This is a genomic window from Aeromicrobium sp. SORGH_AS_0981 (assembly GCF_031453195.1).
Taxonomy (GTDB): domain Bacteria; phylum Actinomycetota; class Actinomycetes; order Propionibacteriales; family Nocardioidaceae; genus Aeromicrobium.
On record NZ_JAVIZD010000001.1, the window covers coordinates 1,756,162 to 1,769,656 of the forward strand.

A 13,495-nucleotide genomic window follows, 5' to 3' on the forward strand; every position below is an offset into this window, starting at 1 on the left:
GAGAGGTCGGGCTCGGGCAGGCCAGTACGGAAGCTCACGGGTAGAGGCCTCTCTGGAGGTGGGCGTCGGCGACGCGCTTGACGGCCAGGCTCGTGGCGGCCGCGCGCAGCGTCAGGTCGAGGGACCGGGAGTGCTCGAGCACGTGCTGCCAGGCCGCGGTCATCCGGTCGGCGAGGCGTCCCTCGACCTCCTCCTCGGTCCACCAGTACGCCTGGTTGGCCTGCACCCACTCGAAGTAGGAGACGATCACGCCACCCGCGTTCGCGAGGATGTCGGGCACGACCACGACGCCGCGCTCGGCGAGCACCGCGTCGGCCTCGGCCGTCGTCGGGCCGTTGGCCCCCTCGACGACGAGCCGCGCCCGGACGCGCTCGGCATTGCCGCCGTGGATCACGCCCTCGACCGCGGCCGGCACCAGCAGGTCGACGTCGAGCTCCAGCAGCTCGGCGTTCTCGATCGGCTCGGCACCGGTGAACCCGACGACGGACCCCGTCGCGTCGACGTGCGCCTCGAGCGCGGCGACGTCGAGCCCGTCGGCGTGCTGCACGCCGCCGTACTGGTCGCTCACCGCACGCACGGTCACGCCGGCGTCGGCGAGGAAGCGGGCAGCCCCCCGCCCGACCTTGCCGAAGCCCTGCACGGCGGCCGTCGCGGCACGGGGGTCGAGGCCGACGTGGGCGAGCGCCTGCAGCGCCACGATGACCACCCCGCGCGACGTGGCCGACGCTCGCCCGAGCGACCCGCCCAGGCTGATCGGCTTGCCGGTCACGACGCCGAGCACGGTGTGGCCGAAGTTCACCGAGTAGGTGTCCATCATCCAGGCCATGGTCTGCTCGTCCGTGCCGACGTCGGGGGCCGGGATGTCGTGCGCCGGACCGATCAGCGGGGCGATCTCCGACGTGTAGCGCCGCGTGACGCGCTCCAGCTCCGCTGCCGAGTAGTGCCGCGGGTCGATGGCCACGCCGCCCTTCGCGCCGCCGTACGGCACGTCGAGCAGCGCGCACTTCCACGTCATCCACATGGCGAGCGCACGCACCTCGTCGAGGTTCACGTCGGGCGCGTACCGCAGGCCGCCCTTGCCGGGGCCGCGGGAGTAGTTGTGCTGCACGCGGTGGCCGGTGATGACCTCGACGCTGCCGTCGTCGCGGCGCAGCGGGATGCTCACCGTGATCTCGCGGCGCGGGGCGGCGAGCAGCTCGTACATGCCCTCGTCGAGGCCGAGCAGGTCGATCGCCTCGCGCAGCTGCGAGCGGGCGTCGTCGAGCGGGTTTCCGGTCACGGGGGGCTCCTGGGTCGAGGTGGTCACTGGGCCGCGCCCACCAGCGTGGAGGCGAAGGCCGCCTCGAGCACGTCGAGCCCCTCGCCGAGCAGCGTGTCGTCGATCGCGAGCGGCGGCAGGAGGCGAAGCACGTTGCCGTAGGTGCCGCAGGTGAGCACGATGACGCCCTCGGCGTGCGCCGCCGCCGACACCGCGCGTGCGAGGTCGGGGTCGGGCTCGGTGGTCCCCGGGCGGACGAGCTCGACGGCGATCATCGCTCCGCGTCCGCGCACGTCGCCCACCCGTGCGTCGCGCGCCTGCAGGGAGTGCAGGCGCTCCTTCAGGAGCGCCTCCATCGCACGGGCCCGCTCGACCAGGCCGTCCTGCTCGACGGTCTCGATCGCGGCGAGCGCCGCCGCGCACGCCAGGGGGTTGCCGCCGTACGTGCCGCCGAGGCCGCCGGCGTGCGGTGCGTCCATGATCTCGGCGCGGCCGGTCACGGCCGAGAGCGGCAGGCCGCCCGCGATGCCCTTGGCGGTCACGACGAGGTCGGGCACGACCCCCTCGCGGTCGCAGGCGAAGAGGTCGCCCGTGCGGGCGAAACCGGTCTGCACCTCGTCGGCCACGAAGACGACGCCGTTCTCGCGGCACCAGCCGGCCAGGGCGGGCAGGAAGCCGGGGGCGGGCTCGATGAAGCCGCCCTCGCCCTGGATGGGCTCGACGACGACCGCGGCCACGTTGACCGCGCCGACCTGCTTCTCGACCACGTCGAGCGCGCGTGCCGCGGCGGTCGCACCGTCGAGGCCGCCGTCGCGGAAGGGGTACGACAGCGGTGCCCGGTACACCTCGGAGGCGAACGGCCCGAAGCCCTGCTTGTACGGCATCGACTTCGCCGTCATGGCCATCGTCAGGTTCGTCCGCCCGTGGTAGGCGTGGTCGAAGACGACCACCGCCTGGCGGCCGGTGTGCGCGCGGGCGATCTTCACCGCGTTCTCGACGGCCTCGGCGCCGGAGTTGAACAGCGCGGAGCGCTTCTCGTGGTCGCCGGGGGTGAGCCGGTTGAGGGTCTCCGCCACGGCGACGTAGCCCTCGTAGGGCGTCACCATGAAGCACGTGTGGGTGAACGCCGCGACCTGCTCCTGGACGGCCGCGACCACGCGGGGCGCGCTGTTGCCGACCGTCGTCACGGCGATGCCCGATCCGAGGTCGATGAGGCTGTTGCCGTCGACGTCGACGACGACGCCCCCGCCGGCCTGGGCCGCGAAGACCGGCATCGTCGTGCCTACGCCGCCCGCGACGGCCGCGCTCTTGCGGGCCATCAGCTCCCGCGACCGCGGTCCGGGGAGCGGGGTGGTGAGGTGACGTCTCTGGGGCACGGACATGGCGGGTCCTCTCGCGGTCGGCCTGACGGGTCCAGGCGTGCTGCCGTGTGGTGTGGCGTGCCCAGTCTCGACCGGTGCTACCCATGCCGTCCAATGCCGATCGACGATCATATCCATGCCTGCCGCGCATAGGATGGCGTCATGGAGCTGCGGACGCTGGCGTCCTTCGTCGCCGTGGTCGACGCGGGCACCGTGAGCGCGGCCGCCGAGCGGGTGCGCGTCACGCAGCCCGCCCTCTCGCGCCAGCTCCGCCAGCTCGAGCGCGAGCTCGGCGTCGACCTGTTCGAGCGGGTGGCCGGACGGCTCGTGCTGTCCGCCGCCGGACGCAGCCTCCTGCCGCTGGCCCGCGACGTGCTGGCCTCGGCGGAGACGCTGCGCACCGCCGCCCGCGTGCAGGCCGAGGGCGGCCTCGACCGGGTCACCATCGCCGCGCCGGCGACGACACTCGCCGACGTCGTCTCGCCGTTCCTCGCCAGCCTGCGCGACGACGACCCCACGCCCTCCGTGGTCGAGACGGCCGCGCTCGACGTCGACGACGCGATGCGCCGAGGTGCCGACCTCGTGGTCACCACCCGCCGCCCGCGCCGTCCGCTCCGCTGCGCGGCGCTGCCCGAGCTGCCCGTCTGGGCGTACGTGCGGGCCGACCACGCGTGGGCCGACCGCGGCAGCGTGGGGCTGGCGGAGCTGCTCGAGCACGACGTCGTCACCGTCCCGCCGACGTTCGCCGCCCGTCAGGTGCTCGACACGGCCGTCGAGCGCGAGCAGCGCTGGCCCGTCTCGCTGGTGGAGGCCAGCAGCGGGACGGTCGCGCAGGCGCTGGCGGCGGCCGGGCGCGGCGTCGCCGTCGTGTCCGACGACGTCCGGTACGGCCTGCGGGGCCTGCGCGTGCGCTCCGGCGGGGCGGACCTCGCGGTGCGGCTGTTCGTCGCCTGGTCGTCCACGCACCCGGCCGAGGCGTCGCTGGCCGCGCTGGCCGACCGGTTGCGCACGTTCGTCGTCGCCGCCTACCCCGCCGATACGAGGGTCACGCCAGCACGGTGAAGGGCAGGCCCTCGCACGGCACGTGCGTGGCGAACGCGTCGCGGTCGACGGGCTCGCCCGCGAACAGGTGGACCTGCGAGGACAGCACGACGCGGTCGTGGTCGTTGACGAGCGTGGCGTGCGCGGCGCGGAACGTGTCGAGCAGCGTGCGCTCGACCGTCTCGGCGAGCACGTCGGCGCCCATGACGCCGAGCATGCGACCGTCGCGCTCGACGGGGATGGTCGTGGTGAGCATGAACTCGTCCGTGCAGACGTAGTCGATGTAGGGGCCCGTCACGTGCGACGTGTGGGTGCGCTGCGGCGTGCGGAACCACTCCTGGCGGCTGTAGTCGGTCGACTGCACGAGGGCGATCGAGTCGGGGATGCGGCCCTGGTCGTCGCCCTGCCACCAGGCCAGCAGGTACTCCTCGTCGGTCAGCAGGCCGGGGGAGACGACGAACCCGGCGCCGACGGTGTGCGCGTCGGCGAGCACCTCGAGCGCGTGCGGACGGACGGCCTCGAGGACCTGCGCCGCGGAGACGTCGTCGTCGAACAGGGGCGCGAGCGCGTCGCCGCTCTCGCGCAGGCTGTGCAGCAGCGGGTGGAACAGCGCCTCGACGGCCTCGACGCACGCGCCGGGACCGGTCGCGGCGGGCGTGGGGGCAGGGGTGCGGTCGGTCATCGGCTCACCTGATCCTCGCGTGCAGCTCGGCGAGCTCGCCGAGCAGTCGTCGGACGCGTCGGCGCACGAGCGCCCGCGCCTCGTTGCCGTCGTGGGCGGCGATCGCGGCCAGGAGGGCCGCGTGGTGCTCGCGCAGCTCCGCCTGCCGGTCGGGGTCGCGCAGCCCGAGCCGCAGCAGCGCCCCGAGCTCCATCTCCAGGCGCATCACCTCGCGGGCGAGGTGCGCGGAGTGCGAGAGCGCGGCGACGGCGAGGTGCAGCTCGGTGTCGGCGGCGCGCAAGGTGGTCGCGTCGGTCGTGCCCGGGTCGGGCAGGATCTCGCGGAGGTCCTCGACCTCCTCGACGTTCGCGCGCTCCGCGGCGAGCTCGGCGCAGCCGCTGAGGACCGTCGCGTAGTGGATGCCGTGGTCGGCGATGTCGACGCGGGTCATCGCCGCGACGCGGCGCTCCAGCATCTCGTCGGCCGCTCCGACCGGACGGGTGACGAAGGAGCCGCCGCCGCGTCCCCGCGTCGTCGTGACGAGTCCTTGTGCACGCAGCGACACGAGCGCCTCGCGGGCGGTGACGGTGGCGACGCCCAGCATCGCCGCCAGCTCCGACTCGCTCGGCAGACGCTCGCCGTCCTCCAGGATCCCCGAGCGGATGGCCTGGGCGAGGCGCTGCTCGACGCGCACGGCGCGCCCCAGGTCGCCGATGGGCGCGAACACGGCCGTGCGCGCTCGGGTCGAGCGGCGTCGGACGGCGGCCATGCATCTCCTCGGGTCGACGTCCAGGCTCGGTGGGCGCGGGACGACGGTGGCACCTGTTTACCGGATGGTGACAGAAAGCTGTTTACATTTAACATCTGAAGCCATAGGTTTCTCGACGCGGACAGGGCCCACCCCCCTCCCGCCCCGGCGCGCACGGCGTCGGGACGCCCGCCGAAGGAGACCGATGAGCAGCACCGGCGCCACCCCCGCGATCCGCCTGACCGGCCTGCAGAAGCACTTCGGCGACGTGCGGGCCGTCGACGGCGTCGACCTCGAGATCGCCGACGGCGAGTTCTTCTCGATGCTCGGACCGTCCGGGTCGGGCAAGACCACGGTGCTGCGTCTCGTGGCCGGCTTCGAGCAGCCGACCGGCGGGACGGTGGAGCTCGCCGGCCGCGACGTCACCGGCACGGCACCCTTCGAGCGCGACGTCAACACCGTCTTCCAGGACTACGCGCTCTTCCCGCACATGAGCGTCCTCGAGAACGTCGCGTACGGGCTGCGCGTGCGCGGGGTCGGCAAGGCCGAGCGTCGCAGCCGTGCCCTCGAGGCCCTCGCGACCGTGCGTCTCGACCACGTCGCCGACCGTCGACCGACCCAGCTCTCCGGCGGGCAGCGCCAGCGCGTCGCCCTCGCCCGTGCGGTCGTCGTCCGTCCCAAGGTCCTGCTGCTCGACGAGCCCCTCGGCGCCCTCGACCTCAAGCTCCGCGAGCAGATGCAGGTCGAGCTCAAGCAGCTCCAGCGCGAGCTCGGCATCACCTTCGTCTTCGTGACGCACGACCAGGAGGAGGCGCTCACGCTGAGCGACCGGGTCGCCGTGTTCAACGACGGCCGCATCGTGCAGCTCGGCAGTCCCCAGGAGGTCTACGAGCGGCCCGTCGACGCCTACGTCGCGTCGTTCGTCGGCACCTCGAACCTGTTCGACCCCGAGGTCGCGCGCGCCGTCCTCGGCCGCGACGGCCGCTACGCGCTGCGTCCGGAGAAGATCCACCTCGCCGCCGAGCCCGACGCCGGCGCCGCGACTCCGGAGCACGACCGCGTCCGCGGCGTCGTCGCCGAGACCATCTACCTCGGCATCGGCCGCCGCGTCGTCGTCGACACCGAGCACGGGGCCCGCCTCGTGATCCTCGAGCCCTCGACGGCGCCCGCCGCCGTCGAGCGCGGCGACCAGGTCGTCGCCTCCTGGCGTCACGCCGACCTCGTGACGCTCGCCTGACCCCACCACACCCATCGAAGAGGACGGAACCGAGATGATCCCCACGACCAGGAGAGGACGCGTCGGCGCACTCGCCGCCGCCGTCACCTGCAGCCTCGCCCTCGCCGCCTGTGGCGGGGGAGGCGACGACGACGCCGCCACCGGCGCGCCGACGAAGCTCGGGAAGAACGAGGGTCAGGTCTCGATCCTCGCGTGGCCCGGCTACGTCGAGGACGGCAGCAACGACCCCGACGCCGACTGGGTCACCGACTTCGAGAAGGAGACCGGCTGCAAGGTCACCAGCAAGGTCTACGGCACGTCCGACGAGGCGTTCAACCTCGCCAAGTCCGGCGACTACGACGTCGTCGCGGCGTCCGGCGACCTCACGCTGCGCATGGTCGCCGCCAAGGCCGCGGCCGAGGTCAACACCGACCTCGTCCCCAACTACGCCAAGGTCTTCGACTTCCTGAAGGACCAGGAGTGGAACACCGTGGACGGCAAGAACTACGGCGTGCCGCACGGCTACGGCGCCAACCTCCTCATGTACAACAGCGACGTCGTGAAGGACGAGCCCACGTCCTGGGACGTCGTGTTCGAGAAGGGCTCGCAGTACAAGGGCAAGGTCACCGCCTACGACTCGCCCATCTACATCGCCGACGCCGCCATGTACCTCATGGCCAAGCAGCCGGAGCTGAAGATCGAGAACCCGTACGCCCTCGACGAGAAGCAGCTCGCCGCGGCGGTCGACCTCCTCAAGGAGCAGCGCGCCAACGTCGGCGAGTACTGGTCGGACTACCTGAAGGAGGCGTCGGCGTTCAAGACCGGCGACTCGGTCGTCGGCACCACCTGGCAGGTCATCGCGAACACGATCGACCAGGAGAACGTCAGGACGACGGTGCCCGAGGAGGGCGTCACCGGTTGGAACGACACCTGGATGATCGCCGCCAAGGCGAAGCACCCGAACTGCGCCTACGCGTGGCTCAACCACATCGAGGACCCGAAGACGAACGCGCAGGCCACCGAGTACTTCGGCGAGTCGCCGAACTCCGAGGAGGCCTGCGAGTTCGCCAGCGAGGGCTTCTGCGAGACGTACCACGCCGGTGACAAGGCCTACTCGGACAAGATCTGGTACTGGCGCACGCCCATCGAGCAGTGCCTCGACGGTCGCACCGACGTGAAGTGCACCGACTACTCGGACTGGACCAAGGCCTGGACCGAGATCAAGGGCTGACGTGACCCAGCCGAACACGCCCGCGGTGGCCGCTCCGTCCCCTTCCGGGGTCGGGGCGGCCACCCGCCGGGCCTCCTCCTTCCTCGCCACCCGGCCACGACTGCGGCTCGGCCTGTTCCTCTCCGCGCCGCTCACCTGGCTCGTGCTGGTGTACGTGGTCGCGCTCGCGGCCCTGCTCGTCACCGCGCTCTGGTCGGTCGACGCGTTCACGGGCGAGATCGACCGCGGACTCACGCTCGACAACCTGCGCGAGGTCGCGACCGAGTCGCTCTACCGGACGGTCACCCTCCGCACGCTCGGCGTCGCGGCGCTCGTGACCGTCATCGACGTCGCGATCGCGCTGCCCATCGCCTTCTTCATGGCCAAGGTCGCGTCGCCGCGAGCCCGACGGCTGCTCGTCGTCGCGGTGCTGACGCCGCTGTGGGCCAGCTACCTGGTCAAGGCGTTCGCGTGGCGCTCACTGCTCAGCGAGGGCGGTCTCGTCGACTGGGTGCTCGACCCGTTCGGCGCGCACAGCCCCGGCTACGGGCTCACGGCCGTCGTCATGACGCAGGCCTACATCTGGCTGCCGTACGTCATCCTGCCGATCTTCGCGGGCATGGAGCGCGTCCCCGACTCGCTGCTCGAGGCCGCGGGCGACCTCGGCGCCTCGGCCGGCACGACGGTCCGCACGGTCGTCATGCCGCTGCTGCTGCCCGCGATCGTCGCCGGCTCGATCTTCAGCTTCTCGCTGACGCTGGGCGACTACATCAGCGTCAACATCGTCGGCGGCGCGAACCAGATGCTCGGCAACCTCGTCTACACGAACGTCGGCGCGGCCAACAACCTGCCGCTCGCCGCCGCCATCGCGCTCGTGCCCATCGTCATCATGCTCGGGTACCTTGCGGCGGTCCGTCGCACGGGCGCCCTGGACAACCTCTAGGAGCGCGTCGTGACCCTCAGCCCGATCTCGCGCCGAGCCCTGCTCGCCGTCACCGCTCTCGTGCTCGTCCTCATGTACGCACCGCTGCTCGTCGTGGTCGCGAACTCCTTCAACCCCGACCCGTCGATGACGTGGCCGCCCGACGGCTTCACCACCGAGTGGTGGGTGCGGGCGTTCCACAGCGCCGGTGCCCGGGACGCGGTGCTGACGAGCGTCGAGGTGGCGCTCGCGTCGACGGCGGTCGCGCTGGTGCTGGGCACCCTCATGGCGTTCGCGCTGCAGCGCTTCCGGTTCTTCGGGCGCAACACCGTGAACCTGCTGGTGATCCTGCCGATCGCGCTGCCCGGCATCGTCACGGGCGTCGCGCTCAACAACGCCTTCCGCGGCATCCTCGCCATCGAGCTCGGCGTCGCGACCCTGGTGGTCGCGCACGCGACCTTCTGCATCGTCACCGTGTTCAACAACGTCGTCGCCCGGCTGCGGCGGATGGGCGGCAACCTCGAGGAGGCCTCGGCCGACCTCGGCGCGGGGCTCTGGACCACCTTCCGGCTGGTCACGTTCCCGCAGCTGCGCTCGGCGCTGCTCGCCGGCGGCCTGCTCGCGTTCGCGCTCAGCTTCGACGAGATCATCGTGACGACGTTCACCGCGGGCCCCGGCACCACGACGCTGCCGATCTGGATCCTCAACAACCTGTTCCGGCCCAACCAGGCGCCGGTCGTGGCCGTCGTCGCGGTCGTGCTCATCGTCGTGTCCGTCGTGCCGATCTGGATCGCGCAACGCATCGCCGGCGAGGCCGAGACCGTGCGATGAGCGCATGCGTCGTCACCGGGCCGACCTCCGGCCCCTCCCGTAACGTCGGCCGTGCCGACACCGTCACCCCCTCGAAGGAGCACCGATGAGCCTGTACGCCGTCACGAACCCCGCCACCGGCGAGGTCGTCAAGGAGTACCCCACCGCCACCGACGCCGACATCGAGGCCGCACTCGCGTCGGCCCACGAGGCCTACCGCGGCTGGTCGAAGAGCTCGACGGTGGCCGAGCGCGCCGCGCTCGTGCGTCGCGTCGGCGAGCTGCACGCCGAGCGACGCCAGGAGCTGGCCGAGATCGCTCAGCGCGAGATGGGCAAGCCGCTCGAGGAGTGCCTGGGCGAGGTCGACTTCTGCACGGCCATCTACGAGTTCTACGCCGACAACGCCGAGCGCTTCCTGGCCGACGAGCCGCTCGAGCTGCTCGAGGGCGAGGGCTCGGCCGTGGTCAAGCGCAGCGCCGTCGGGGTGCTGCTCGGGATCATGCCCTGGAACTTCCCGACCTACCAGATCGCCCGCTTCGCCGGCCCGAACCTGGCGCTCGGCAACACGATCGTGCTCAAGCACGCGCCGCAGTGCCCGGAGTCGGCCGAGGCGCTGCAGACGATCTTTCCTCGACGCCGGCTTCCCCGAGGGCGCCTACGTCAACATCTACGCGACCAACGAGCAGATCGAGGAGGTCATCGGCGACAAGCGCGTCCAGGGCGTGTCCCTGACCGGCTCCGAGCGGGCGGGCGCCGCCGTCGCCGCGATCGCCGGACGCCACCTCAAGAAGGTCGTGCTGGAGCTCGGCGGGTCCGACCCCTTCATCGTGCTGGGCGCCGACGACCTCGACGCCACCGTCGAGCAGGCCGTGAACGCGCGGCTCGACAACACCGGCCAGGCCTGCAACGCGGGCAAGCGGTTCATCGTCGTCGAGGACCTCTACGACTCCTTCCTGGAGAAGTTCACCGCCAAGATCCTCGAGGCGGCCGACGGCATCGCCCCGCTCTCGTCGAAGGCGGCCGCCGAGCGGCTCGCCGAGCAGGTCGACCGCGCCGTCGAGCAGGGGGCCCACCTCGAGAGCCGCGGCGAGCGCGACGGCGCGTTCTTCCCGCCCGGCGTGCTCACGGGCGTGAAGCCCGGCGACGACGCCTTCCACGAGGAGCTGTTCGGACCGGTCGGCATCGTGTTCAAGGTCGGCTCGGAGGACGAGGCGGTCGAGCTCGCGAACGACACGCCCTTCGGCCTGGGCTCCTACGTCTTCACCGACGACGCCGACCAGGCGCAGCGCGTCGCCGACCGCATCGAGGCGGGCATGGTGTTCGTCAACGGCGTCGGCGCCGAGGGCGCCGAGCTGCCGTTCGGTGGCGTCAAGCGGTCCGGGTTCGGGCGCGAGCTCGGACGCTTCGGCATCGACGAGTTCGTCAACAAGAAGATGATCCGCACCATCGCCTGATCTCGCCCTGCGAGACACCAGGGTCGCCGCGCGTCATGAGGCGCGTCCGGCGGCGTCTCCTGGGTGCGTCGGTCCCGCTCCTCAACAGGGAGGGCGGGACCGACGTCGTCGTGGGGGTCGAGCCGGGACCGGCACTAGGCTGACGGTCGTGGTCTACGACGCGCTGTTCTCGACGGTCTTCGCCCGCATGGACCCGGAGGTCGCGCACGAGCAGGCCTTCCGGGCCATCCGCCTCGGGGGTCGGCTCGCGCGACCGCTCACGGCGGTGCCGCCCGCGCCGCGCACGGTCATGGGGCTGACGTTCCCGCACGCCTTCGGCCTGGCCGCCGGCTTCGACAAGAACGCCCGCGCGGTGCCCGGGCTGCTCGGTCTCGGGTTCGGCCACGTCGAGGTCGGCACCGTGACCGCCCGCCCCCAGCCCGGCAACCCACGTCCCCGGCTCTTCCGGCTCGTCGACGACCGCGCCGTCATCAACCGGATGGGCTTCAACAACGACGGCGCCGCCGTCGTCGCGGCCCGGCTGCACCGTCTGCGGCGCACCGCGGTCGGGGCCGACGCCGTCATCGGCGTCAACATCGGCAAGACGAAGGTCGTGCCGGCCGAGGAGGCCGTCGCCGACTACGTCGAGAGCGCGCGGCTGCTCGCGCCCTACGCGAGCTACCTGGTCGTCAACGTCTCGAGCCCCAACACGCCGGGGCTGCGCGACCTGCAGTCGGTCGACGCGCTGCGCCCCATCCTGGCTGCCGTGCGCGACGTCACCGAGCGTCTCCCGCAGGGTCGGCGCGTGCCGCTGGTCGTCAAGATCGCCCCCGACCTCGCCGACGCCGACGTCGACGCGGTGGCCGACCTCGCGCTCGAGCTGGGGCTCGACGGCATCAGTGCCACGAACACGACCATCGAGCGTCCCGCCTCGCTGCTGGCCGACCGCGCGACGGTCGACGCGGCGGGGGCGGGCGGCCTGTCCGGGCCCGTGCTGGCCGGCCGGGCCACCGAGGTGCTGCGCCGCCTGCGCGACCGCGTGGGGGAGCAGGTGGCGCTCGTCGGCGTGGGCGGGGTGACCACGCCCGACGACGTCCGCGACCGGCTCGCCGCGGGTGCCGACCTCGTGCAGGCGTACACCGGCTTCATCTACGGCGGACCGCTCTGGCCGGCGCGTCTCGCGCGCGCTTGCAGGCCCTGAGGGCGTCACGGCCGAGGGGGGTACCCCCGATTTCGTCCTGCACGGGACTACCTGTAGTGTTGCTTCTCGGCTTGCCCCTTTAGCTCAGTCGGCAGAGCGTTTCCATGGTAAGGAAAAGGTCTACGGTTCGATTCCGTAAAGGGGCTCTGAGAGACGAGAACTCGTCCCTCCGTGGCTGGGTAGCTCAGGTGGTTAGAGCACACGACTCATAATCGTGGTGTCGCGGGTTCGAGTCCCGCCCCAGCTACCGCATCCCGGCAGCACCACCCCCAGACCAGAAGAGGCAGACCCGTGGCGAGCAAGAGCTCCGACGTTCGACCCAAGATCACCTTGGCTTGCACCGAGTGCAAGGAGCGCAACTACATCACCAAGAAGAACCGTCGCAACGATCCCGATCGTCTCGACCTCAAGAAGTTCTGCCCGCGCTGCAAGACCCACCAGGTCCACCGCGAGACCCGCTGAACCTCGTTCCTCCCGAGACCCCCGACCGCCCAGGTCGGGGGTCTCGTGCGTTCCCCGCGTCTCGGAACGTCATGGCCCGTTTCACGGTGAGGAACGGGCCATGACGTTCCGAAACGGGGAGAAGTAGGCTCGACGCATGGAGCTCGCCGACGTCACCACGCTGCGCCTGGGCGGTCCCGCTCGCGACGTCGTGGAGGTGACGACGGAGGCCGAGCTGGTCGACGCCGTGCGCGCCGCCGACGCCGCCGGGACGCCGCTGCTGCTCGTGGCGGGCGGCAGCAACCTGGTCGTCGACGACTCCGGGTTCGACGGCACGGTCGTGCTCGTGCGCACCCGCGGCGTCCAGGTCGAGGCCGACGCGTGCAGCGGTGCGCAGGTCGTCGTGCAGGCGGGCGAGCCCTGGGACGACCTCGTCGCCCTCGCGGTCGAGTCGGGCTGGGTCGGCATGGAGGCCCTGTCGGGCATCCCGGGCTCCACGGGTGCGACCCCCGTGCAGAACGTCGGCGCGTACGGCCAGGAGGTCGCGCAGACGATCGCCTGGGTGCGGGTGTACGACCGCACCGAGCAGAAGGTGCGCACGATCTTCGCCGTCGACTGCGGCTTCGGCTACCGGCACAGCCGGTTCAAGGCCGAGCCGGGACGCTACGTCGTCCTGGCCGTCGCCTTCCAGCTGCGCCTCGGCGACCTCTCGGCCCCGATCGCCTACGCCGAGCTCGCCACGCGGCTCGGCGTCGACGTCGGCGACCGTGCCCCGCTCGCCGACGTGCGCCGCACGGTGCTCGCCCTGCGTGGCTCCAAGGGCATGGTGCTCGACGCCGACGACCCCGACACCTGGAGCGCGGGATCGTTCTTCACCAACCCGGTGCTCGACGCCGAGACGGCCCAGCGGCTCCCCGAGGCGGCGCCCCGGTTCCCGCAGCCCGACGGCAGCGTCAAGACGAGCGCGGCGTGGCTGATCCAGGCCGCCGGGTTCGAGCGCGGTCATGCGACGGCGGACGGCCGCGCCAGCCTCTCCACCAAGCACACGCTGGCCCTGACCAACCGCGGCGGGGCCTCCAGCGCCGACGTCCTCTCCCTCGCCCGTGAGGTCCGCGACGGCGTGCGCGCCGCGTTCGGCGTCACCCTGGTGCCCGAGCCGGTGCTCGTGGGCTGCAGCCTCTGAGACCTGCCCC

Annotated in this window: 13 protein-coding genes, 2 tRNA genes and 1 pseudogene; 12 read left to right on the top strand and 4 right to left on the bottom strand. The window is 72.1% G+C overall.

From position 1 onward, the window contains the following. Positions 1-34: 34 nt before the first annotated feature. On the bottom strand, positions 35-1,279 hold the full coding sequence (locus QE370_RS08995) for a Glu/Leu/Phe/Val dehydrogenase (protein WP_309634150.1): 1,245 nt from the start codon (positions 1,277-1,279) through the stop codon (positions 35-37). Positions 1,280-1,302: 23 nt separating this feature from the next. After that, complete coding sequence (gabT, locus tag QE370_RS09000) at positions 1,303-2,640, bottom strand: 4-aminobutyrate--2-oxoglutarate transaminase (protein ID WP_309634151.1); 1,338 nt, start codon at positions 2,638-2,640, stop codon at positions 1,303-1,305. A 141-nt stretch (positions 2,641-2,781) separates the two neighbouring features. Here gabT and QE370_RS09005 point away from each other — a divergent pair, with 141 nt between their 5' ends. Further along, positions 2,782-3,681 carry a LysR family transcriptional regulator gene (locus tag QE370_RS09005; RefSeq protein ID WP_309634152.1) on the top strand — a complete coding sequence of 300 codons (900 nt, stop codon included), beginning with the start codon at positions 2,782-2,784 and terminating at the stop codon, positions 3,679-3,681. Here QE370_RS09005 and QE370_RS09010 read toward each other — a convergent pair. Beyond that, a complete protein-coding gene (locus QE370_RS09010; RefSeq protein WP_309634153.1) occupies positions 3,665-4,342 on the bottom strand; it encodes a cache domain-containing protein in 678 nt (225 codons plus the stop codon). The genes QE370_RS09005 and QE370_RS09010 overlap by 17 nt on opposite strands. Before the next feature lie 4 nt (positions 4,343-4,346). After that, complete coding sequence (locus QE370_RS09015; RefSeq protein WP_067854672.1) at positions 4,347-5,090, bottom strand: FadR/GntR family transcriptional regulator; 744 nt, start codon at positions 5,088-5,090, stop codon at positions 4,347-4,349. Positions 5,091-5,274: 184 nt separating this feature from the next. Here QE370_RS09015 and QE370_RS09020 point away from each other — a divergent pair, with 184 nt between their 5' ends. The 11 genes and pseudogenes from QE370_RS09020 to QE370_RS09070 all read left to right on the top strand — a co-directional run bounded on the left by QE370_RS09020 (position 5,275) and on the right by QE370_RS09070 (position 13,485). Continuing rightward, complete coding sequence (locus tag QE370_RS09020) at positions 5,275-6,306, top strand: ABC transporter ATP-binding protein (protein ID WP_309634154.1); 1,032 nt, start codon at positions 5,275-5,277, stop codon at positions 6,304-6,306. Positions 6,307-6,340: 34 nt separating this feature from the next. Beyond that, a complete protein-coding gene (locus tag QE370_RS09025) occupies positions 6,341-7,516 on the top strand; it encodes an ABC transporter substrate-binding protein (RefSeq protein ID WP_309634155.1) in 1,176 nt (391 codons plus the stop codon). Between the two features lies 1 nt (position 7,517). Further along, the gene (locus QE370_RS09030) at positions 7,518-8,438 is read left to right on the top strand and encodes an ABC transporter permease (protein ID WP_253027058.1); all 921 of its coding nucleotides are present in this window, start codon (positions 7,518-7,520) and stop codon (positions 8,436-8,438) included. A 9-nt stretch (positions 8,439-8,447) separates the two neighbouring features. Next, the gene (locus QE370_RS09035; RefSeq protein ID WP_309634156.1) at positions 8,448-9,248 is read left to right on the top strand and encodes an ABC transporter permease; all 801 of its coding nucleotides are present in this window, start codon (positions 8,448-8,450) and stop codon (positions 9,246-9,248) included. Positions 9,249-9,333: 85 nt separating this feature from the next. Further along, positions 9,334-9,789 (top strand): annotated as a pseudogene (locus QE370_RS09040) (aldehyde dehydrogenase family protein); the annotation flags it as partial. 103 nt (positions 9,790-9,892) lie between these two features. Continuing rightward, positions 9,893-10,681: an aldehyde dehydrogenase family protein gene (locus QE370_RS09045; protein WP_309635251.1), complete on the top strand. Its 789-nt coding sequence runs from the start codon at positions 9,893-9,895 to the stop codon at positions 10,679-10,681. A gap of 148 nt (positions 10,682-10,829) precedes the next feature. Further along, positions 10,830-11,861 (top strand): quinone-dependent dihydroorotate dehydrogenase, encoded by a 1,032-nt coding sequence (locus tag QE370_RS09050; RefSeq protein WP_309634157.1) that lies wholly within the window; start codon positions 10,830-10,832, stop codon positions 11,859-11,861. A 73-nt stretch (positions 11,862-11,934) separates the two neighbouring features. Further along, positions 11,935-12,007: transfer RNA gene (locus QE370_RS09055), tRNA-Thr, on the top strand. Between the two features lie 27 nt (positions 12,008-12,034). Beyond that, positions 12,035-12,108: transfer RNA gene (locus QE370_RS09060), tRNA-Met, on the top strand. Between the two features lie 44 nt (positions 12,109-12,152). Beyond that, positions 12,153-12,323, top strand: a complete 171-nt coding sequence (gene rpmG, locus QE370_RS09065; protein ID WP_055964149.1) for a 50S ribosomal protein L33 — start codon at positions 12,153-12,155, stop codon at positions 12,321-12,323. 136 nt (positions 12,324-12,459) lie between these two features. Then, positions 12,460-13,485 (top strand): UDP-N-acetylmuramate dehydrogenase, encoded by a 1,026-nt coding sequence (locus QE370_RS09070; protein ID WP_309634158.1) that lies wholly within the window; start codon positions 12,460-12,462, stop codon positions 13,483-13,485. Positions 13,486-13,495: the final 10 nt, after the last annotated feature.